The following is a 21,070-nucleotide window of genomic DNA, read 5'->3' as shown; positions in this document are numbered from 1 at the left end:
CCGAGTGATAAGGGTGAACTTTCGTGATTCAAGCAAGTGTCATCATGCCAACCTATAATAAAGCAGAATATTTAGAGTTAACGCTGGCTTCTTTCTCCGGCCAACAACATAATAATTTTGAAATTATTATTATTGATGATGGAAGTACAGATCACACGGCAAAGGTTGTCCAAAAATATAAAAATAAATTGATATTCAATATTTACTCCAGCAAAACCAAGGCAGATCCCGGGCAAGAAATGTAGGATTGCAACTATCTAAAGGAGATATTATCGTTTTTAACGACGATGATCGCATCGTACCGCCAGATTTCATCGCCAGTCACATTAAGAGGCTATTATCGGAAACTGAAAAGACGATCGTGATCGGCTGGAAAAAAATATCCTATCGATTTTCAAGCAGCATTTGCCGTTTAGCTCGCAAGAAATTGTGGCGCTAGTTCGTAAAAATCCGGAATTTGCTGCTATAGCGGACGGGGCGGAGCCAGGGGGTTCTATTCCTTTTCTAACCGAAGCGGATTTGAATCCATACGATCAGGCTATCCTTGAGCGATATACGACAATGGATGGATACGATAGTTTCCCGGACTTTTTTGCGGAATATGGCGACGATCTGAAAGATTTTCAACTGAAATGGATTGTAGTCACAACAGCGAACATGTCGCTGCGACGTTCTTTTCTTTACGAGGTCGGCTTGTTTGATGAGCAGTACAAAGGGTGGGGAATGGAAGACACCGATCTGTCTTATCGCCTCTACAAAGCCGGCGGCGACTTCTGTTTTACTCCGCATATTGTCAACCTGCATCAATTGCACCCGAGAGGAAGCACGTTCGCAGCGGAGAAAGATTTCCGAAGAAATTCTTTATACTTTTGCCATAAACACAAGAGCTTGGAGGCCTATCTGTTTTACCGCTGGACGCATCAGGAAATAGAAATGAAGACGGCCAACAACATGTTCAAACTGGCAAAAAGCGATGCGTCGCTAGCAGAAGAACTGACGTTTCTTTACGAGAAATTGTTTTTCTCGAACGTTGGATCTTTCCCGCAATGAATCCGATAAGCACGGTTAATGGAAAGTAAGTACATTAGAAAAGGATGATTTTGGACATGATCAAGAAAGCCATCATACCGGCAGCTGGGCTTGGAACACGGTTTCTACCGGCCACCAAGGCGCAGCCGAAAGAGATGCTTCCCATTGTCGACAAACCGACTATTCAATATATAGTGGAAGAAGCCATCGCTTCAGGCATTGAAGACATAATGATTGTTACAGGCAGAAACAAAAGGGCGATTGAGGATCATTTTGACCGCTCTGTAGAACTGGAAATGGCTCTGCAAAAAAAAGAGGAATTGCTGAAAATCGTAAAAAGCATTTCGAAAATGGCGGATATTCATTATATCCGCCAAAAGGAACCGCTTGGATTAGGACATGCGATTAGCTGCGCTAGGAAGTTTGTCGGCAACGAGCCATTCGCGGTTTTACTCGGGGACGATATTATTGAAAGCGAAGTTCCCTGTTTGAAGCAGCTGATTCAAGTGTATGAACATGAGAGAAAGTCTGTCGTTGGCGTACAGAAAGTGGACTGGAGCGATACTCACAAATACGGCATTGTAGCGCCAGGAGCGCAAACCGGAAATCAAATCGGAGTGCTAAATTTGGTGGAAAAGCCAAAACAAAACGCGCCGTCTAATTTGGCCATTATGGGACGGTATATATTAGATCCAAAAATATTTACTTATTTGATGGACACTTTGCCAGGGGCCGACGGCGAAATTCAACTGACGGACGCTTTATGCGGCATAGCTTATGATCAGGGCCTGATCGCTGTACAATTCGAAGGCAAAAGATACGATGTCGGCGACAAATTTGGTTTCCTGCAGGCGACAGTGGATTTTGCGCTAAAAAACAAAGATTTACATGCGAGATTTAAACAATATTTGATGGAACTCAGCAGGGAATTCACACATATATCTTGAGTTGAAAAAAGAATGGCTAAACAACTAGTAGATCGCTCTGGAAATAACGTTTATGACGAGTTATTTTTCCAGGCCATATGTCCAGCGAAAAGGTAACGGGTTTTGGTTATTTTCCTGAAGGTACAGTTCAATACGTTGCTTCAATTCATCCTTAGACTTAACGCGAAGATGACGAAGCACTTGTCGGGTCATTTTGGCAAAAAAGCTTTCAATGACATTCAACCAGGAACCATGTTTAGGGGTAAAGACAAGCTCGAAACGTTCCGGACGAGTCGCCAGATACGCATTGGTTTCTTTTGAAATATGTGCAGAATGATTGTCTAAAATGATTTGAATACGCAACTCCGGGCTGTAGTGCGCATCCAGCTTTTGGAGAAAATTAATAAATTCGCGACTGCGATGTCGTTCTTCGACTGAGCCAATGACTTCGCCTGTAACCAAATCAATACCAGCAAGCAGACTCAGCGTACCGTGTCGTTTGTATTCGGAATCGCGACGGATTGTGGCGTGCTCTCCAGGGACAGGCGGCAAATCTTCAGCGGTATTGCCAATCGCCTGAATACCGGGCTTCTCGTCGTAGGACAAGTACACGTCGCAGAGCGGTTTCAACTCTTCATTCTCCAAAATGTATTCCACTTGTTGGTATACACACAGCACTTCGGCACATTTGACGTCAAAGTCGGGATCCCTGCGCTCTAAGTAATAACGAACCTTGTGCGGCTGAAGATCATGCACGTTCAAGAGGCGAAATACACTGCTGGGCGACATGCTGGAAAGGCACTCGTAACCTTCGGATACCGCATGATTGCGTACATGCTGGGCCAATAGACGTTGCGTCCAGACTTCATAAGAGTAGCCTAGCTCTTTGGGTTTCTGACAAGCAAGTGAAATCACCCAAGCTTTGGCTTCGGGCGTCACAACGGCGGGTCTCCCCGAACGTTGCTCTTCACTCAGAGCAGCCTCCGGCCCTAGCGACAGCGCTTTATCGATGCAACGGTTGACCTTTGGAACCGTCGTGCCCAGGGCTTTTGCAATTTGGGAATGCTCAACCCGTCCGCATAATGCAAATCATGCGAGCCCGCTCAACCCGCCGATACTCTTCTGAGCGCGCATGACTGATTTTTTGAAGCATATCGTGATCTGTGGGGGAAAGTTGTATTTTCTCTTTTTTCGATTGAAATGGCATGCTCTCTCTCTCTCTCCGTTCAATGGTAGATACAAAGAGTATACCACATTTTACCGGAATATAGTTACGTTATTTAAGGGTCGATATACTAGGGCGTGTCTGAAAATTATCTATTGCCTCCAAGAAGAACATATGTCATAATTTTACAGATGCGAAATCACGAGGAGGCCTGTAACAGGATGCTAAGACGCCACGAAATTCAAGATGCGGACTGGGAACGAATTCAAGATCTACTGCCATCCGAAAATAGACAACCAGATATTGAAGATGATTTGGTTGGTATTGATTCGAATAGTAGTGACAGCAAACAAGTGCGAACCTCAACTACGGCATCAAATGAGCGTGGGTTGTCAATTCCTTGGGCATCTGGTCCATCAGGCCAATCACTTTCAAGTGTGTCAGCATTAGACAGGGTCATGTTATTAAATGAAACACCATGCATCATCAGATTCATACGAGCCAAGTTGTAGGTTGTCGTATTTTTTTCTTGACCAAAAAATTTAATCGCCCCGGGTTTATCTCCGCCAGGCAGCTCACCTTGAACCGTTAACAGCAATGACCCCGACCCACAAGTCGGGTCATATACCGAGAAAGCAGATAGGTCAGAAAGATTGTGATGCCACCGAAGCTCGTGGCATTTTGCAAGGAAAATTCGGTCTTGATTTTACGGATAGATGTGGTAGACTTCACCTACAAGGTGCTCCTCTCTCTGGATGATGTTGTTCTGATAAACACCATTCTACCAGAGATTCGGAGCCCTTTTCACGTTTTCAGAGGATTGTACTTTCGAAATTCGGGTTTAAATCAAGTTTAGTTCTGACATTCCGCACTCTTGAGTAATTATTCAATGGATTTTTTTGTTTTATGCACTATTATTACTTAATAAGGTATAATTATAAAAATAAAACAGGAATAAAAATGAATTTTAGGGTCTTTTGTGGGATTTCTATGCATAAAACTTAAATACTCACTAATTCTTATGCAAGGGTGCGGAATGTGAGTTAGTTTGCAGAAAGCGTAGGAATTTCTCAAGGGAACCTGAGTGAAATTAAAGGCTTATTGAAGTTTTTAGAAATCTGGATGGTTATGGGTTATGATAAGAAGGAGATAATTGAGTTTATTCAGGTGAAAATTAAGTTGAAGTTTGGAGGGATTACTGAGTGAGTTACCATTTTTTAAAGATTGAACATGAACAGGATAAAAAGAAATTTATGCCTTTGCTGCTGCTGGCCGATGAATCAGAAGTGAAGATTATGGAATATCTGGGGGAGTGTGAGCTGTTTTACCTCGTTGATTCATCCGATGAAATAGTAGGCGTTATTGTGTTGTTGCAATTAGATAAGAATTCAATAGAAATTAAGAATATTGCCATTTCTCCGGAGCACCGGGGGAAAGGATTAGGCAAACTGCTAGTCAGAAAAGCGCTGACCGTATACCGGGAACGAGGGATCAGGCAGTATGTTGTGGGAACGGCGAATTCCAGTATCGATAATCTCGCGTTTTACCAAAAACTCGGATTTCGTATATACGATATCAAAAAAGACTTTTTTCTGAACTATCCGTCGGAGATTTGGGAAAACGGCATCAGGGCAATGGACATGATTATGCTAGAAAAGCGAGAAACGGATTTGTAAGCGAATCAACGCATTATCGCGCTAACGCATCCCGCAGGATGAACCATTTCTCGACACGTTCGGTTGTACGAACCGGCACTTTCTTGTGCTTCATGACGGAAGTCAGTTGGTTGGACTCCTGCGCAAACGCCAGCTCCACCTGCTTACGGAAATCCAGCATATGTTCTTGCAGCAGGCTTCCTTGCGGTACAGGACCGTTGGAAAACGGGTTTTCCGTGAAGGCGTAGCTAAACTGCTTCTCACAAAGGCCTTGCAGTGGACAGGCAGTACAGGTCCCATCGTCTCCGCGGAACCAAGCGGTGGTTGTATCTTTATCGAATCCGTCGAACACAAGGATATGACCTTCCTCGCATTCCGGTTTTCCTTCGGGGGAGCAGTGTTCAGGAATGACGGTGTTTTTCTTGATTTCTGTCACGACCGCCACATCGTGCTTCAGGAGCGCTTCCTTCTGATCGTCGGCATCGAAATAACCCAAATCCGCCACCAGATACTCCACCTGCAATCCTTCGATTTTCTTCATCATTTCAATGAGCGGCAGCATCACTTTGACCTCCGCCGTGCCGCGGTATGGTTTCTGAGTTTTCCAATTTACAGCACCGCCAACCTTCCACGGTCTGCGCCAAGGAACAACCCCATTTCCAAAAGCTCTATTATACGATTTGTAATCATTTCATAGATTTTTCACTAATGTCAACTTTTCCCTTATGTGTTATAATGGAGGGGCGAAGGGGTCTCAAATCTTCGCCTCGGCTCGTTTGTTCTGCTAAACAAACGTGGCCCTAACCCTCATTCGGAACCGTTTGCCTGTCAAGCTCTAGCGGCGATGAGCGGAATCTTTTAAGGTTTGTGAGCAGTTTCTTGCTTGCTGTCTTGCCTTACCTTATGAAGTTTTCAAAGAGCAAAAATCATTCGTATACCGTAGCCGTCGCAGATTTAAGATCATATAGGTTCTCGCAGGGCAAGACTGCCCAGAGAGGTTCTATATGATCCCATGCGACTAGATGGCTACGGTATGTGAATGATCTCTTTGAAAAACGGAATATGGTAAGGCTGCACGCAGGATACGTATGCGAACGGGCCTTGTCTTTACTTCTTCGATTTTGCCCACAAGGTTTTATCTTCGAAGGGTCTACCCGAAAAGGTTTTGGAACGATGAAGGAATGGAGGGAGCGTAATGGAGTCATGGTTCCTTATTTTGCTTCGTAGTACATGATGAGGATTGTGTAGTGGAGTGAAACGGAGCGGAGCAATCCTCATCATGTATGAGCATTGCCCCAGAGTCTTTAGCTTCCTTGCTAGGCCCGTTAAGAATCTCAATGGAACCCGGATGGTTTTTCCGGGGTCGCTTGGGATTTAGGGCCGATGAACCGGGGGATTAAAACACCTGTTTGCTTCACTTTTTTTATGTTTGATGTGTACGATTCTCTGCCCTGGCATTTGCTGCAGCAAATAAAATGTACACAGAAAATATCATGGCCGTGGATCTGAAGCCGATAATATGTGTACAGGGCTAATTCTCTCACTTAATGCAATTAAAAGGCTTTGGTTTTGAAAACGTTATTGCTGCAGACAAGACCAATATTGAAGTTATGAGAATAGCTAGAGCTGAGGCTCTGAAGGCTGCAAAATAATCAAAACAGAATTGGAAACGTTAACTAACGCCGTTGTTTCTTGCAAGAGAGGGGCGGCGTTAAACCTAGTAAAATATTGATTTTTCCAGGAGGGATACATTTGAGAAACAGGAATCGTTTTCATACTTTCGTCTGTATGGCAATGACCTTTTTATTATGTTTTGGAACGTTACCCCTATCAAACACGGTATCATTTGCACAAGGAGCGGATACAAACGTGACGAGGACGGATACCGTATTGGTAAGCAATAACTTTGAAGATAGGACGACTCAGGGCTGGATATCAAACTCTAGCGTCATCAGTGCAACCTATTCCTCAATAATGTATCATACAGGAAACGGCAGCTTGCTTTTTCCGGAAAAGAAGGAAAGCTGGAATGCACCGACCTATGATCTGCTTTCTCAAGTGAAGAGTGGAGATACCATCGGATTTTCTGCGTATTTGTATCAGAACTCGGGAACAGATAAGACCTTTCAGATTACAGCCAACTATGTAATCAATGGCAATGAAAACTGGTTACAGTTTGCGGGTACGCAAGGCACCACAGTTAGCAATGGCCATTGGACAAAAATTGAGGGAACATTAGTTATTCCTCAAGGTAATCTGTCGAAGTTTACGGTTTACCCTGAATATTCAGGAATTGCTACAGACGGCTTTTACATGGATGATGTACAAATTATTAGAGCTGCTGCTGTTCAATCGACAGGTGTCGTATTAAGCAATGACTTTGAAGACGGCACTAACCAGGGCTGGTCCACCAATAATTCAGATATTCAACCGACAGTATCTACTGTATCTGCTCATAGCGGAGGCAAAAGCCTTCTATATCCCAAAAAAGTTAACACATGGGATTCACCGACTTATGATTTAAGATCAAAAGTAAAAAATGGAGATAAGCTCAAGTTGACAGCGTGGGTCTATTATGACTCTGATACGAATGCCACGAAAACCTTTCAATTCACCATAGATCAGGTGGTGAACGGTGTAGAGAGCTGGGCTCAGTTCGAAGGAACACAAGGTGTCACCGTCCCCAAAGGCCAGTGGACAAAAATGGAGGGTACCTATGTTGTACCAACGGCTGGAGCAATTTCCAAGTTCACTGTCTATCCTGAGTATACCAGTCCAGGAAAAGAAGGCTTTTACCTGGATGATGTTGAGATTGTAAATGAAGGAGCTGCTCCTAATGGTATCAGTTCTGACTTTGAAGATCGAACAGCGCAAGGATGGTATACACAGGGATCAGAGGGTGCTACCGTCAGTCCTGCCATTGGTCAGGGGCATACAGGAAATTACAGTTTGCTCACAACCGGAAGACAAGTATTCTATGACCGTCCTACCTTCGAATTAAAGGATATGTTAATTAAAGGAAAGACATACAAGTACACCGCATGGGTCAAGTTCAATGGTGAGGGGGCTAATGGTACCAGAAAGTTCAGCATGTTCACCACAAAAAAAGATGCGGAACACGCTACTGGAGAATATGTGTCGCCAACTGGAGCCTATGGAATAACTGCACAAAGCGGTCAGTGGACAAAAGTTGAAGGGATTCTGCCGTTTGACTATTCGGGAACGCTGAGTTCTTACTCACTGTATGTTGAAATTACAAATGAGAACCCTTACAGTCCTGAATATACGGAAAAAACGGCAATTACAGATTTCTATATTGATGATATTACGGTTGCCGAAGTTGATCCGAATGCGCCTGCATCCATACAGACAGACATCCCGGATTTTTATAAGCAGTTTGAATTTCCGGTAGGAGCGGCAATGGAGCCTTATCAGCTTGATGACTCGTTGCATGCTCAGCTTTTGGCAAAGCATTTCAACAGTCTCGTAGCTGAGAATGCAATGAAATTTGGCAGCATAGAGCCCCAGGAAAATACCTTTGATTTTTCCGGTGCCGATAAATTGGTTGATTTTGCTATCGCCCACAATATGAAAGTGCGAGGACATAACCTTGTATGGTATATGGGAATGCCCGACTGGGTATTCAAGCATACCGATGGCACGCCGCTTGACAGTAACAATCCAGATGACAAGCAGCTTTTACTTGATAGGCTCAAAAATCATATTACGAAAACCATCAAGCATTTTGATGAAAAATATGGCGTTTATGGGGAACCAGGCTCTAAAAACCCGATTTATTGCTGGGATGTAGTTAATGAACCTATAAATGATACAGATGGTGGATACCGGGGAAATAATGACCCATGGTATCGCATACTTGGAGAAGAATATATTATAAAGGCTTTCGAGTATGCACATAAGGCAAACCCAAACATCAAATTATTTTTAAATGAGTACTCTCTGGAAAACCGTGTTAAAAACCAAGGGATATATAATCTCGCCAAAAAATTAGTGGAAAAAGGCGTGCCTATTGATGGCATCGGTAACCAGCTTCATATTAATTTGGACACTCCTTCGATAGAAGAAATGAGAGCAGTAATTGACCAATATGCGGAGCTTGGATTGGAGTATCAAGTCACAGAACTCGATATAACAACACAAGGGCATAAAGATGAAAATACATTAACAAAGCAAGGATATCGTTATAAAGCATTGTTTGAAATGTTTAAAGAGGAGGCAGCAAAAGGGAAATTGACAGGTGTTACCTTCTGGGGATTGGCTGATGACCATAATTACCAAAATACGCTTATACCAGACAGCACACCATTACTTTTTGATGAGAAGCTTCAAGCGAAACCTGCATATTGGGGGATCGTAGATCCGGGCAAGCTGAAAGTATTTATACAAACTGCTTCAGTTCCACAGGGTTCACCGACTTTGGCTAATGCATCTATTGATAGCGTCTGGTATACCGTACCAGGAGTCTTAAACAGTAACCATACCGTCCAAGGTAGCAAAGTACCCACAAACATCAAATTAATGTGGGATACGAACTATCTATATGTTTTGGCAGAGGTGAAGGACAGCACTATCAGTGACAAAGATGGAATCGAGATATTTATTGACAGGAATAATAGTAAAAATACATCCTACGAAGTCGATGACAGCCATTATTCAGTAGGCCGCAGCGGCGTAAGCGGAGATGGAATTAAAGCTGTCTCCAATCAGACTTCTGATGGATATATGGTTCAAACCCAAATTCCGATGAGTTCTGTTACTCCGGTTCAAGGAAAGAGCATCGGGTTTGATGTAAGGATAAATGATTATTCGATTAATGGGACAGAGAAGAATGTTGCTACATGGAACGACAGCTCCAACAGTATGGATACAGATACATCCAATTTTGGAATCCTGTCACTTGATAAACCGACCAAATTCATGAAGGCAGTAAAAGGAACTCCGGTCATGGACGGTAAAATTGATATTATTTGGCAGAATGCAAATGAAATCAGCACAGATAAAGTAGAAAGTGGAGTTAATTCCGCGAAAGCTACCGTTAAAACACTCTGGGATAGCAACTATTTGTATGTACTTGCAGATGTTACCGACCCTGTATTGGATAAATCGGGTATTAATCCATGGGAGCAGGATTCTGTTGAGTTTTTTATTGATCAGAACAATGCGAAAACTGTAGCCTATCAATCTGATGATGCTCAGTACAGGGTGAATTTTGATAATGAAACCTCCATCAACGGTGGAGATAAGCAGCGCTTTGTAAGTGCAGCCTCAAGAACAGATCATGGATATCTTGTGGAAGCAGCAATTCCAATTAATGATGCTTATATTGGCTCAGGAAGAGTAATTGGGTTTGATGTACAGGTGAATGATGCAACTGGCGGTAGCAGAACAGGCGTTTCAACTTGGAGCGACACGTCAGGTACTTCTTATAAAGATACAAGTGTTTTTGGCAATATTCAATTAGTAGATCCAGCTGTTACCAATCCGACTACCACCAGTCCTACTACTTCAACAGCAAACTTCTCTGGTGTTAAAGACTCTGAGAACATTAAGGTCAAGGAGGGTACGATCTCGGTTCAAAAGCTTTCAGCAGATACTACCACTCATGAAGCAAAAGTGACTCTGCCATCCGATGGAGCGCGAAGATATGGTAACAGTATTTACTATAGCCATCTTGTCTTTTGTAGCGTGGCTTCATGCGGTAATCCTGCGGATCAGCACGAGCAAAGAGGAATACAACAAATACGTTTTCGTCTCAGCAATACTTATGTATCTATCCTGTAACTATATTCAAGCACAAACTTTTCAGCATAAGACAATATTCAATTTAGCATTTATCGTTTATTCTTTAGTATCAACTCCGATCCATATTTGGCTTATAAGGGGTACCGCCACATACCCATCAAGCTAACCAAGTAAATTACTAGATATGAAACGATCCTTGTTTCATATCTAGTAATTTATAGAAAGGTAGGCATGCTAAAGAAGCCTATTAAAACGTGATTTTTTCGCTAGGCAACTTGTCTATGCTTCTCCGTCGTTTTATACACAATCCCTAGAATATCAAAGACGGTCACCTTCTTATACCTATGACATTTACGACCGTTCTTTTTGAGCAGCTGATAAAGGCGATGCAGAATTTTTAAAAGTTCTTCTGTGCCAACGGCTATCGCTTGAAACAGTAATGGAAAGTAATCTTTAATCATATAAATCGCTTTGTATTAACTCAGCTCCTGCTTTTTCTTTTCAAGCAGAAACTGACGCATTTGAAACATCGTAGAAGAACAGAGGAGAATGCCGATGAGTTGTCCATATAAATGGCACTCTAGGCGTTCTCTTTTTATATTTTGACATTCATCAATTTCAAAGAGTGACTTCCACGTTTTAAACAAAATTTCAATCTGCCAACGAAGTGAATATAATGGATGCACGTAGTTCGTCGGTACTTCTTCTAGCGACGTGTTCGTGATATATACATTCATGCCCATTAAACGTTTACTTTTATCCTTCATGACAATGCCTTTCTTCTTTTCACGTATCGCTTGGTTTTCCAGACGTGTTTGCGTTTGATCATCGGTTAAACGATGGATAATAACACGTGCTGGAAGTTTCTGATTTTGGCCAATGTATGCCTTAGGGATTTCTATCGTTTCACCAGGGATTAGATCAGACATCATCTATGTCATATCAAGCTGGATGTATTCTGTCTGCTTTTTTAACGTACCATTGTTGAAGTATTCTGGTTCAGGGTTCTTGGTATAAATGCGTGTATTCAGCTTCAACCGAGAGATATAGTAAGCCTCTTTATCATGAATGGTTTGTAAGTCTCCTAAATCGAAGTAACCAAGATCACGTAAACACAAATCGCCTGCTTCTACGGTTTCAAGGCAAATGGTACCGTATGTTTTATCATTATTCTTTCCCGGTCCAAGCTGCACGTTAAGAAATTGACCACTAAGTAAATCATATTCCAATTGGATTTTCACGCCTGCCTTATTACTACTCCCACCTGAACCTTGATAGTCAGTAGCGAATTGATCAGGTAGTTGAAACACTGTTGCATCAAGAATACGGATACGATTGAAAGTAGAGATTATATGTGCAGAAAGTGAGTGATTTGAACAGAGTTTTTGTGTGAGAAGGGAAGTAAACACTTCTCGAAGAAATGCGACAGCTGCTGGATTAAAGCGTTGATTCAGTCCTTCTGGGCTCATGAGTGTAGCTGTATTTGTATAAAGCTGACTACATAATCGAGTAAGAGAATCGCTTGCTACGTGTTGACTAATCCAAATACATAAAGCGGCCAAATCTCGTGCGCCATATTTACTTTTACGTTTTACGAAACCCGTCTCCTGTGCGAGCTGTTGAAGGATACTTGGGGATAGATATCGCTGTAATTCTTCAGCGAATAAATGAAACTCATCTTGAATCGATAGAGTCATACAAAACGCCATCCTTTCTGTATTTTTCTACAAAAAGAATAGCGTTTTTTTGATTATATGGATACAAATTTACGTTAGATTGATAGCGATGTATGGTAACCCCAATTAGACCAACGATTTCTTCTTGGCTGAGTTTCGCTCCCCGACTTTTCCTATGGAAACGTAGAAAAACAAATGATTAAACAATTTATATTTTGTCTTTTTGTGGCTTTGTAAAATAGATTGATCATTTATAACAAAGTTTGATAATTAATAATAAAGATTGATGAAATTGTTAATTCAAATAAGACTTGTATTTGAATAAGGGAGCTATTTTTAATTATTCGTAATCTAAAATAATCAAATTTTATTTTACAGTAACAATAAAACAAAATTATTGACCGCGAGGTACAAAAAAGAGTATTCTATTAATGTTATCTTTAAAATAAGAGGAGGATACGATTGAATAAACGCGGCAGACCCCGAGAGTTTGATTATTCCTCAATTGTAGATGTTGCAATGAAAACATTTTGGTTAAGAGGATATGAGGGGTGTTCTACACAAGATTTATGCAGTGATACAGGACTTGGAAAAGGAAGTTTATACAATACTTTCGGTAGTAAACATGAACTGTATAAACAAGTATTAGAACGCTACCATGAAATTGGGATTAGGGAACAAAAGAAATTGTTAGATACTCCAATTCCAGTTAAAGAACGATTAAGTAATTTTTTTGAATGGGCATTGAAAGAAGACTTTGAGAATATTGATCAAAAAGGATGTTTATTGATTAATGCCAGTGTAGAACGTGCTAAAAACGATTTAATGGTACAAGAGATTTTCTCGAAGCATGTTGAACTTCTTAAACAAGCTATTGAAACAGTGATGGAGGAAGGATTGCAAACAGGTGAAATTTCAAAGAAGCAATCAGCTGAGGAATTAGCTAGTCTGCTTTTAAGCAGTTATTACGGATTCCGTGTTCTTAATGTATCGATGCAAAATCGGATGTTAGCTGAACAAGTTATCAAAGGAACAATGGAGTCTATTTTTGGCGCTTAGTGCGCTCTTTTTGCGCACTATTTTTGTACCGATTATTACAATAATGTAGGAGTGTTTTTATGCCATCGATTATTTATTTATTAGCTTTAGCAATCTTTTGTATGACTACATCAGAATTTATGGTTGCAGGTATGATGAATGAACTTGCTCTTGCATTCCAGGTTTCTGTATCATCTATTGGGTATTTAATTTCAGCTTATGCAGGAGCAATGGTAATAGGAGGCCCCATTTTAACTGCAATCCTCTTACGAATGCGCAGCAAACAAGCATTATTGTTTTTAATGTTCGTATTTTTAATTGGTCAATCGCTCGGAGCTATTGCTTGGAACTATGATATTATGATGATTTCACGTATTATAACTGGTATTGCTTCAGCTTCAGCTTTTGGAGTTGCGATTTCCTTTTCTGCGACATTGGTTCACTCTGATTCAAGGGGAAAAGCTGCATCAATTGTACTTGCAGGTTTAATGTTCGCAACTGTATTAGGTTTACCTATAACAACCGTTATTTCGCAATATTTTGGCTGGCGTATTAGTTTTGGGGCTGTTTCTGTTCTTGTGCTAGTATCAGGGATTATGATTCAACGGTTGTTACCATCATCTTCAAATAAAGAGCAATTAAATTGGAAAGACGAACTTCTGCGATTTAAGAATATTCATCTTTGGGCAGCGTACGTAACAAGTATGTTCATTATTGGTGGTACGTTTGCAGCATTTAGTTATTTCACTCCTATCTTTACAAATGTCACAGGCTTTTCAAGTGCAAGTATTCCATATTTACTTGCTCTCTATGGTAGTGCGACGGTAATTGGGAATATAATAATTGGCAAGTTCGCTGATAAATTTACAATGAAAATACTTATGGGTGGATTAATTATATTAATCATAGCGTTGTCTTTATTTGCTTTAAGTGCAGAGAATAAATACATTGCAGTTATTTCTACGATTTTTATTGGTTTAACTGGTGTAGCATTGAATCCAGCTATGGTTGCGAGGGTGATGAAAACAGCTAGTAATGGAATAATGATAAATACCGTTCATAGTTCTTTTATTACGCTAGGTATTGTTATTGGTTCGTCACTAGGTGGTCTTGGGATCAGTAAAGGATATGGTTTTGTATCTCCGCTATGGATTGGAGCTTGTTTAGCTATCCTTGGGGTAATTTCATTATTCCCATATTTACATAAAGGAAAGGCAGATTAATGGGTCACCATATATGCCCATCAACTTAAGAAATTGGTAGTTCCCCAAAACGAAGAAATTTTCGTTCTGGGGTATTATACTATCTTAACTTGATGGGCATGGGGTACCACCAGCATTTCGGAAAAAAACCACGCTAAGCAAATTTCGACATAAAAAGCTGAAACTATGACAAAGATGCACCAGCACGTAAGTGCTGATGCATCTTTGTCAACAACTTGGGAACTCATCCTTTAAACTAGTAATTCCGCCTACTTAAAGATATGCACTCCCTTGTTTATTTACATTCACATCAAATTTAAAGAATAATTTAGGAAAGAAGTATCCTTTTGATAGCCATTCTTTTCATACAATTTTTGCGCATTCGTATTATCGGGAGCGGTTTGAAGTTCTAATGATTTGGCATTAGATTGAATAGTATGCAATTTTGCTTTATCTAGAAGGGCTTGAGCTATTCCTTGTTTTCTTGCTTCCTCTTGCACATATAAATCATTTAAAATCCATGTTCTCTTCATAGAAACGGAAGAAAATGAGGGATATAACTGAGTAAAACCTAGGTATTCTCCTTCATGAACTGCTACAAAAATAACGGATTCTTCATTTTTTAAGCGATCTGAAATGAAGGATTCGGCATCCTCATAATCAGAAGGTTGCTTATAAAAGATACAATATAAATTAAATAAATGAGAAACACCTTTCAGATCCTTTATTGTTGCTTGATATATATTCATAATTACCCCTCCTTAATTTATAACAATACCATTTCTTTACACTTATTCGTAATTACGTTGTTTCCTCATGTTGCTTTCTCTGAAAATCTTTTTTAGTCTAAATGACTGTTTCTTCTCTTTTATCTTAACTGTGTCAGGTTGAATGGTGGTTAACATGACACCCACCAAAATTATAATGCCTCCTATAATCGTCATTAGGGTGGGAGTTTCTCCTAACCATACCCAAGCGATAACGAAAGATAAAAGGGGAGTGAGGTAAAGAGAACTTGTAGATTCTGAAGCTCCTCTATGTGTGATAAGAAACCCTAATAGTATATAAGGCAAGACTGTAGGAAAGATGCCTAAGTATACAGCACTCCATGTTGCTTCCTGTGGAGCTTTTGCAACAGAATGCCATAGTCCAGGGAGGAAAATTAACATTAAGAGGGTACCTCCCCAAGTGGTATAGCAAGCAAGAGGCAGAAAACCATATTTCTTTAGATATGGCTTCTGTAGTACAAAGTACAGGCTTTCAGCAATGGAGGCCACCAAGATAAGGAGTGCGCTCTTCTGAAATGAAAAATCCCCTGAATTCCCCAAAGAGAGAAGGGTTACTCCTGAAAATGCGACTATTCCTCCAAACCATCTCCACAATTTTATGCGTTCTCGAAAGATGATCCAAGCTAAGATTGTTGTAAAAATAGGAGTTAACGAAACAAGCAAACTTGCAGTCCCAGCATTTACAAACTTCTCTCCATAGTTTAATGCCATATAGTATGCTGTAAACCCTAGCCCACCAAGTAATATAATAAATGGCATGTCCTTTACTGTCGGTAGTCTCATACGAGTGGCAATTGCAAAAAGTGCTAACACGAAGGATCCTATTAATAAGCGTAACAAAGAAAGGTCTTCTGGGCTATATCCTTGAAGAGCAATACGAATGCCAGGAAAAGCTGAAGCCCATAGCAATATGATGGATAAGTGAGAAATCAAGATAGCCATATTGGCTATTTTCATTACTCTTCCCCCCTCCTTATAAAAAACCCAACCACTTTTATGTTTGCTGTTTACACTTTTCATCATAGTCTTTGCTTGATACAATGTCTTCAACCAGTGACAAGATAAAAACCCAACCACTTTAAAAAGGAGATATAGCTGAGATGGACCAATGTAATAAGGATAGAGAGGATAAGACACTCAAATACATACAAATCATGGAATACATAAAATCAAAGATTGCGACAGGTGAGTGGACAATTGGAAGTAAAATCTATAGTCAACGCAAATTGGCTACCGTTTTTAAGGTCAACCGCAGTACAGTTGTGACTGCACTTGAGGAACTTCAGGCAGAGGGACTTATTGAGGGGAAAATGGGCATGGGCAATATTGTGACAAATAACACCTGGTCATTGCTAACAAATGAACCTAAAAATTGGAATGACCAGGTTAATGTTGGAGTTCATAAACCTAGCCGAATAGTTGTGCAACAGATTAATGAGGCTGAGTCTAACTCTAATCTTATACAACTTAGTAAAGGAGAGTTATCATCTGATCTGTTTCCTCTAGTTCAGATGAAACAGAGTATAAAGGATTTGGCGAATGAAATAGGAACATTTGGTTATGAAGAACCAAAAGGATTCTTACCTTTACGCCAATCAGTCAGTGAGTACCTAAAATCTCAGGGGATCCAGGTGTCGCCTGACTCTATTCTCATCGTTTCAGGTGCTTTACAAGCTCTACACCTTATTTCTATAGGACTACTAAAGCCGGGATCTACTGTTTTACTTGAAAAGCCATCTTATCTTTACTCTTTACATGTATTTCAATCTGCAGGTATGTCTCTTGCTGGAGTACCTATAGATAATGAAGGCATGCTCACACAATCTATTCCAATTCAAAAGAAAAGGCATAAAAGAAGCATAATATACACTATTCCATCCTTTCATAATCCAACTGGATGTGTTATGTCGGATACTCGACGAAATGAGCTTTTAAGAATTAGTAAAGAAGAACGGATTCCTATCATTGAAGATGATATTTATAGAGAGTTATGGATTGATAAAGAACCTCCTTTAGCTTTAAAAGCAAAAGATTTACACGGTCAAGTTCTTTATCTAGGAAGCCTATCCAAGACGCTTACTCCAGGGTTGCGAATTGGCTGGCTTGTGGGTCCACAATCTGTTATTAATCACTTAGCTGACATTAAAATGCAATCTGATTACGGATCAAGCTCTTTGTCTCAGCGGATTGCTACTAACTGGCTTAGTAGTGGTTTTTATCAAGAACATGTAATTTCAGTGCGAAAGCAGTTGAAAATTCGCAGGGATGTATTGATAAGATGGCTTGAACAATATTTACTGCATTTAGCTACGTGGGAAGTACCTCAAGGGGGACTCTTTATTTGGATTCGTATAAAAGGAGTAGTGTCTATGCGAACTCTGTATAGCCTTGCTTTAGCAAAAGGAGTCCTCTTAAATCCAGGACATATCTATGGACAAGATGAAGGGCAATACATACGTTTATCATACGCTTACGCTTCACTTAATGATTTAGAAAAGGGGGTGTATGAACTAAGTAAAATTATTCAGTCCCTCATCAAATAGGAATGAGTAAAGCTAACCAAACAGAACAACTAATGTCAGTATTAGAAAAGCATCTCTTACTTGTGTGATAGGCAGACTTTAAATTGGGTGAACCTAATACAACACAATATTCATTTTGTTACTATTACTTCGGCCATATTATGTTGTATTCCGTGCAGCTCCGCAGCTGGCCGTAGTCATACCTAACTTCATAAAAGAGCTATATTCTTTGTTGCCGGCGGATATATTATTGGATTGGATGGATAAGAGAGAGTAGACAGAAGAATAAATTGACTTTGGAGAAAGTGCATGACCTCATGGATGCATATGAGCTGTTTCTTCAAGAACCTGAAAAATAACCAGGAGTCCAAGTATATGAGCCTATTGAATCGTCAAAGATATGATTAGAGGCAGATGAACGACAAACCGAATGGATGCTAATGAGCGCCCCCTGGATCAGATGTAAACCCGGGAAAACGGGGGGTACGCAAAGAACCAAAATAAGGGTCGAAAGGTGTTTGGTCTGAAGCCTTCACGAATATACGCGCGCATACAAGATGGTACATATCGCTTGTTTCTTAACCTTGTCCAAATTGGCTCGGGGGTCGCACCCACCGGGCTATTCGTGCTGTTTTCGTTTTTATAGTTTGTGCTTTTAAGGGAATAATTTAAATCAAAGGGAAGGGGTGTGATTAAAAAAATGAGTTGCGGTGAAGTGTAAAATGCAGACCGATAGTGTGGAGGATTTACGGATTGTCATTGAGTACGTGGAGCTGCCCTTTTTGTTGACGATACTGGAGCTGAATATCAAGAAGATAAAAGAATCAAATTTTAAGCTTGGTAATTTGTTTGAGTTGCATTTGAGGACGATGTAGGATCGGGTGACCAAGGAACAGTACCGAGTGCGCCAGAAAATGAGAAAACGAGGAATCAAGGTTCTGGAACAGCATGAGCTGGAGGATGGTATTACGGCCAAATATCTTTGCCGAGGGTATGTGCATGTCGCAAGGATACTATGGGGCAAGGTCAAATCAGATACAGAAGTACGGCTGGTAGCATATTTAGGAGTGGATATCAGCGAAATACAAAGGTCTTAGCAATATGTGTAGCTCGGCCAAATGTCTGAAGCTTATTCAAAGATGGGGGGATTTGTCCAGACTCAAAGAGTCCGTCCGGATCCCCTTTGTTCAGGGAGCTTCGGATAGTAAAATCAACTGGAAGCTGGGAGGTCCGTTTGAACATTCTAATTACTTTAAGTCCTCGATCTTCATTTTATCTAGTTCTTCTTGCTGCAATGTTTTCTTTTTTTTCAATTGTACATTGTATCTTTTTAAGAATCTAATTAGAAATATAACGCCCAAAATAATCAGTGCGGCAAACAGAATCAAGGAAATCGTCAAAAAAATCGTAACTTTCATCATGCTAATTATCTCCTTTTTTAATTGATTTATTGTATTCGGTAACAAGTAATTTGGCTGTTGTAAAATCAATTCGTTCATCTATTGCCAAACGCTTAATCAAAGAAATAAATGTGTCCTTATCATCATTTTCAGTTATGTTTATTTTTTGAATTAAACGATCTAATCGAAGTCTTACTGTAGGATATGTGACGTTATAAATGGATGCAATTTGTTTGAGTGATCCTGATTCCAAAACGAAGTTTTTAATAAATACTACATCTTCATCATCAAGATTGACCATCCAATCAGGAATAATTCTAATTGTCATAAAAAATCCTCCTGTTTCGTTTATATTTCACAATATTATAGTAATATTTAATTATGTTAAAGTCAATATTATATTTGTTGTTTATTTTTATTTTGTTTTGGTTCTACAAGTCAAGAATAGGTAAAATGTGCTCATAAAAATAGGCCATCACATGGTTATGAAAACAACCGTCTTTCAAGGGAGAGCAGATGTGAGAAAGTGGTTGGTGAAATTTCAAGTAACTCAAAAATAAGATATGGTATTAAGGCACCGATAATCAGTACCTTAATACCATATTTAGAGCTGGTGCTATCAATAGGTTAGCTAACCCAAGTTTTAAGAGTGGAACCATTCATTTGGGCAGAAAGTACCCATCTGGTGTTCGACCAGCCATTAAAGGAAAGATCCCACCATCCTCTAGCTGTTGTGCTTGTATACTCAAGACCGGAATCGGTAACGTCATACCCAAGAAATGAGTGCCAAGGATCATAAGCTCTTGTGATTTTGTAGCTGCTGTTGATATTGATATAGTATTCCCCGTTCAACACTCCAGAATACCAGTAGACTTTATATGTGCCAGTGGCATTAGGATATTCACCAGAAGGTTTAATAGTATCAACGGGTTTAACGCCCAAGACGTAGGTGTCTCCATTCTCCGATTTTACAGTCACTTCTTGAGCCACTCTTTCGTTCAAATCAAAAGTAGCAGCATCGCTAGTAACGGCATCGTTTTTACTTTCGGAATTTGGGCTTGCGAAAGCGGGAACGGATAACGCAGCAAATATGAACAAAGCAAACAACACAGAACCCAATCTTTTCACAACAGTCACTCCAATTCGTATTATTTTTCAAAAAATAATTACATATTCTTACAAAAAATGTGTGGCCACACAGTTGTAAGCTAATGGAGGATGAAACAAAATGGTGTTCATCTAACAACGATTATTATGTATTCTAGTACTTCCTCATACTATCACATAGTTTCATATAAAAAACATTTTTTGGTTTTTTAGTCATTAGATAGTAAAAAATACCAAAATGTATATAACTGTTTGCTCTTTTTATTTTTTATATTGAGTATGTTATGCATGATGGCATTTTAAAGCTTATATTAGAAAAATCCGAATAAGAAACTTTCCGTCCAAAATAGCATAGTAGGAATTCAGATAGGAGAAGAAGGGTGTTTCTGGAGCAATCCAGGAGCACCTTTTTTTATGAGCCGGTTCAAACCTGAAGGCTGTTTTTAACAAGCAGGGGTATCTGTTTTTATGCGATTCGTTACAAGATTGACTCCCTTGATTATCCTCCAATAGGGCTTAAAGATAGCTTTTTTTGTGTGTAGGCCAAAGATTAACAGTAAATATAATGAAGAAAAAATTGAAAGTATGAGGAGTACATTAATAGAAATGATTTTGATAAGCCATTTATTAATTGGTATAAATTACATATAGAAATCAGCAAACCTAAGTGATATATTATTTATCCAGCCGTAAGATAGGCTGTGATGTAATGGTTCAAAAATTCAAAAAATCATCTATGAGTTATTATTTACCAGTAGTATGAATCGCCAAAGTATGATATATTATTTATCCGGCCCAA

The 21,070-nt window shown here is 39.9% G+C and carries 19 protein-coding genes and 1 pseudogene; 11 read left to right on the top strand and 9 right to left on the bottom strand.

The features are described from left to right. The first annotated feature begins 23 nt into the window (after positions 1 to 23). The 4 genes from JO375_RS00995 to galU are packed head-to-tail and all read left to right on the top strand — an operon-like array spanning position 24 to position 1,976. Positions 24 to 245 carry a glycosyltransferase family 2 protein gene (locus tag JO375_RS00995; RefSeq protein WP_229522714.1) on the top strand — a complete coding sequence of 74 codons (222 nt, stop codon included), beginning with the start codon at positions 24 to 26 and terminating at the stop codon, positions 243 to 245. A gap of 2 nt (positions 246 to 247) precedes the next feature. Beyond that, entirely contained in the window at positions 248 to 439 is a 192-nt protein-coding gene (locus JO375_RS24915) for a glycosyltransferase family A protein (protein WP_377530250.1), read from the top strand. Next, entirely contained in the window at positions 406 to 1,050 is a 645-nt protein-coding gene (locus JO375_RS00990) for a glycosyltransferase family 2 protein (protein WP_229522713.1), read from the top strand. The genes JO375_RS24915 and JO375_RS00990 overlap by 34 nt, the downstream gene beginning before the upstream one ends. A gap of 56 nt (positions 1,051 to 1,106) precedes the next feature. Then, positions 1,107 to 1,976, top strand: a complete 870-nt coding sequence (galU, locus tag JO375_RS00985) for a UTP--glucose-1-phosphate uridylyltransferase GalU (protein WP_322098680.1) — start codon at positions 1,107 to 1,109, stop codon at positions 1,974 to 1,976. Positions 1,977 to 2,036: 60 nt separating this feature from the next. On the opposite strand, the gene JO375_RS00980 is transcribed toward galU, so the two are convergent. Both JO375_RS00980 and JO375_RS24910 read right to left on the bottom strand, forming a co-directional pair. Next, positions 2,037 to 2,966, bottom strand: a complete 930-nt coding sequence (locus tag JO375_RS00980) for an IS630 family transposase (protein ID WP_229522731.1) — start codon at positions 2,964 to 2,966, stop codon at positions 2,037 to 2,039. 419 nt (positions 2,967 to 3,385) lie between these two features. Then, positions 3,386 to 3,718, bottom strand: a complete 333-nt coding sequence (locus JO375_RS24910) for an N-6 DNA methylase (RefSeq protein WP_377570846.1) — start codon at positions 3,716 to 3,718, stop codon at positions 3,386 to 3,388. A 604-nt stretch (positions 3,719 to 4,322) separates the two neighbouring features. Between JO375_RS24910 and JO375_RS00965 the strand changes: the two genes are divergently transcribed. After that, positions 4,323 to 4,796: a GNAT family N-acetyltransferase gene (locus JO375_RS00965; RefSeq protein ID WP_229522711.1), complete on the top strand. Its 474-nt coding sequence runs from the start codon at positions 4,323 to 4,325 to the stop codon at positions 4,794 to 4,796. Between the two features lie 13 nt (positions 4,797 to 4,809). Here JO375_RS00965 and JO375_RS00960 read toward each other — a convergent pair whose 3' ends face one another. After that, positions 4,810 to 5,337 (bottom strand): hypothetical protein, encoded by a 528-nt coding sequence (locus tag JO375_RS00960; protein ID WP_229522733.1) that lies wholly within the window; start codon positions 5,335 to 5,337, stop codon positions 4,810 to 4,812. Positions 5,338 to 6,527: 1,190 nt separating this feature from the next. On the opposite strand from JO375_RS00960, the gene JO375_RS00950 reads away from it, so the two are divergent. Beyond that, positions 6,528 to 10,577 carry an endo-1,4-beta-xylanase gene (locus tag JO375_RS00950; RefSeq protein ID WP_229522710.1) on the top strand — a complete coding sequence of 1,350 codons (4,050 nt, stop codon included), beginning with the start codon at positions 6,528 to 6,530 and terminating at the stop codon, positions 10,575 to 10,577. 227 nt (positions 10,578 to 10,804) lie between these two features. Here the strand turns inward: JO375_RS00950 and JO375_RS00945 are convergent. Then, a pseudogene (locus JO375_RS00945) lies at positions 10,805 to 12,235 on the bottom strand (IS4 family transposase). Positions 12,236 to 12,676: 441 nt separating this feature from the next. On the opposite strand from JO375_RS00945, the gene JO375_RS00940 reads away from it, so the two are divergent. After that, positions 12,677 to 13,273: a TetR/AcrR family transcriptional regulator gene (locus JO375_RS00940; RefSeq protein ID WP_002146979.1), complete on the top strand. Its 597-nt coding sequence runs from the start codon at positions 12,677 to 12,679 to the stop codon at positions 13,271 to 13,273. Positions 13,274 to 13,332: 59 nt separating this feature from the next. Continuing rightward, on the top strand, positions 13,333 to 14,475 hold the full coding sequence (locus JO375_RS00935; protein WP_098858006.1) for an MFS transporter: 1,143 nt from the start codon (positions 13,333 to 13,335) through the stop codon (positions 14,473 to 14,475). A gap of 284 nt (positions 14,476 to 14,759) precedes the next feature. Here the strand turns inward: JO375_RS00935 and JO375_RS00930 are convergent, their stop codons facing one another. Together JO375_RS00930 and JO375_RS00925 are read right to left on the bottom strand one after the other, a co-directional pair. Further along, positions 14,760 to 15,203: a GNAT family N-acetyltransferase gene (locus JO375_RS00930; RefSeq protein ID WP_229522709.1), complete on the bottom strand. Its 444-nt coding sequence runs from the start codon at positions 15,201 to 15,203 to the stop codon at positions 14,760 to 14,762. A 42-nt stretch (positions 15,204 to 15,245) separates the two neighbouring features. Next, positions 15,246 to 16,199: a DMT family transporter gene (locus JO375_RS00925; protein ID WP_229522708.1), complete on the bottom strand. Its 954-nt coding sequence runs from the start codon at positions 16,197 to 16,199 to the stop codon at positions 15,246 to 15,248. A gap of 143 nt (positions 16,200 to 16,342) precedes the next feature. Here JO375_RS00925 and pdxR point away from each other — a divergent pair, with 143 nt between their 5' ends. The 3 genes from pdxR to JO375_RS00910 all read left to right on the top strand — a co-directional run bounded on the left by pdxR (position 16,343) and on the right by JO375_RS00910 (position 18,861). Further along, positions 16,343 to 17,785, top strand: a complete 1,443-nt coding sequence (gene pdxR, locus JO375_RS00920) for a MocR-like pyridoxine biosynthesis transcription factor PdxR (RefSeq protein ID WP_229522707.1) — start codon at positions 16,343 to 16,345, stop codon at positions 17,783 to 17,785. A gap of 689 nt (positions 17,786 to 18,474) precedes the next feature. Then, positions 18,475 to 18,639 (top strand): hypothetical protein, encoded by a 165-nt coding sequence (locus JO375_RS00915; RefSeq protein WP_229522706.1) that lies wholly within the window; start codon positions 18,475 to 18,477, stop codon positions 18,637 to 18,639. A gap of 39 nt (positions 18,640 to 18,678) precedes the next feature. Continuing rightward, the gene (locus tag JO375_RS00910; RefSeq protein ID WP_229522705.1) at positions 18,679 to 18,861 is read left to right on the top strand and encodes a hypothetical protein; all 183 of its coding nucleotides are present in this window, start codon (positions 18,679 to 18,681) and stop codon (positions 18,859 to 18,861) included. 150 nt (positions 18,862 to 19,011) lie between these two features. Here JO375_RS00910 and JO375_RS00905 read toward each other — a convergent pair whose 3' ends face one another. The 3 genes from JO375_RS00905 to JO375_RS00895 all read right to left on the bottom strand — a co-directional run bounded on the left by JO375_RS00905 (position 19,012) and on the right by JO375_RS00895 (position 20,292). Then, positions 19,012 to 19,185 (bottom strand): hypothetical protein, encoded by a 174-nt coding sequence (locus tag JO375_RS00905; RefSeq protein ID WP_229522704.1) that lies wholly within the window; start codon positions 19,183 to 19,185, stop codon positions 19,012 to 19,014. A 1-nt stretch (position 19,186) separates the two neighbouring features. Beyond that, positions 19,187 to 19,492 (bottom strand): DUF2089 family protein, encoded by a 306-nt coding sequence (locus JO375_RS00900; RefSeq protein WP_229522703.1) that lies wholly within the window; start codon positions 19,490 to 19,492, stop codon positions 19,187 to 19,189. A gap of 299 nt (positions 19,493 to 19,791) precedes the next feature. Next, the gene (locus JO375_RS00895; RefSeq protein WP_229522702.1) at positions 19,792 to 20,292 is read right to left on the bottom strand and encodes a DUF5626 family protein; all 501 of its coding nucleotides are present in this window, start codon (positions 20,290 to 20,292) and stop codon (positions 19,792 to 19,794) included. Between the last annotated feature and the right edge of the window lie 778 nt (positions 20,293 to 21,070).

This window comes from Paenibacillus farraposensis (assembly GCF_020736845.1).
In the GTDB taxonomy this organism is placed as follows: Bacteria; Bacillota; Bacilli; order Paenibacillales; family Paenibacillaceae; genus Paenibacillus; species Paenibacillus farraposensis.
This window is presented reverse-complemented; position numbering and strand designations above follow the sequence as displayed.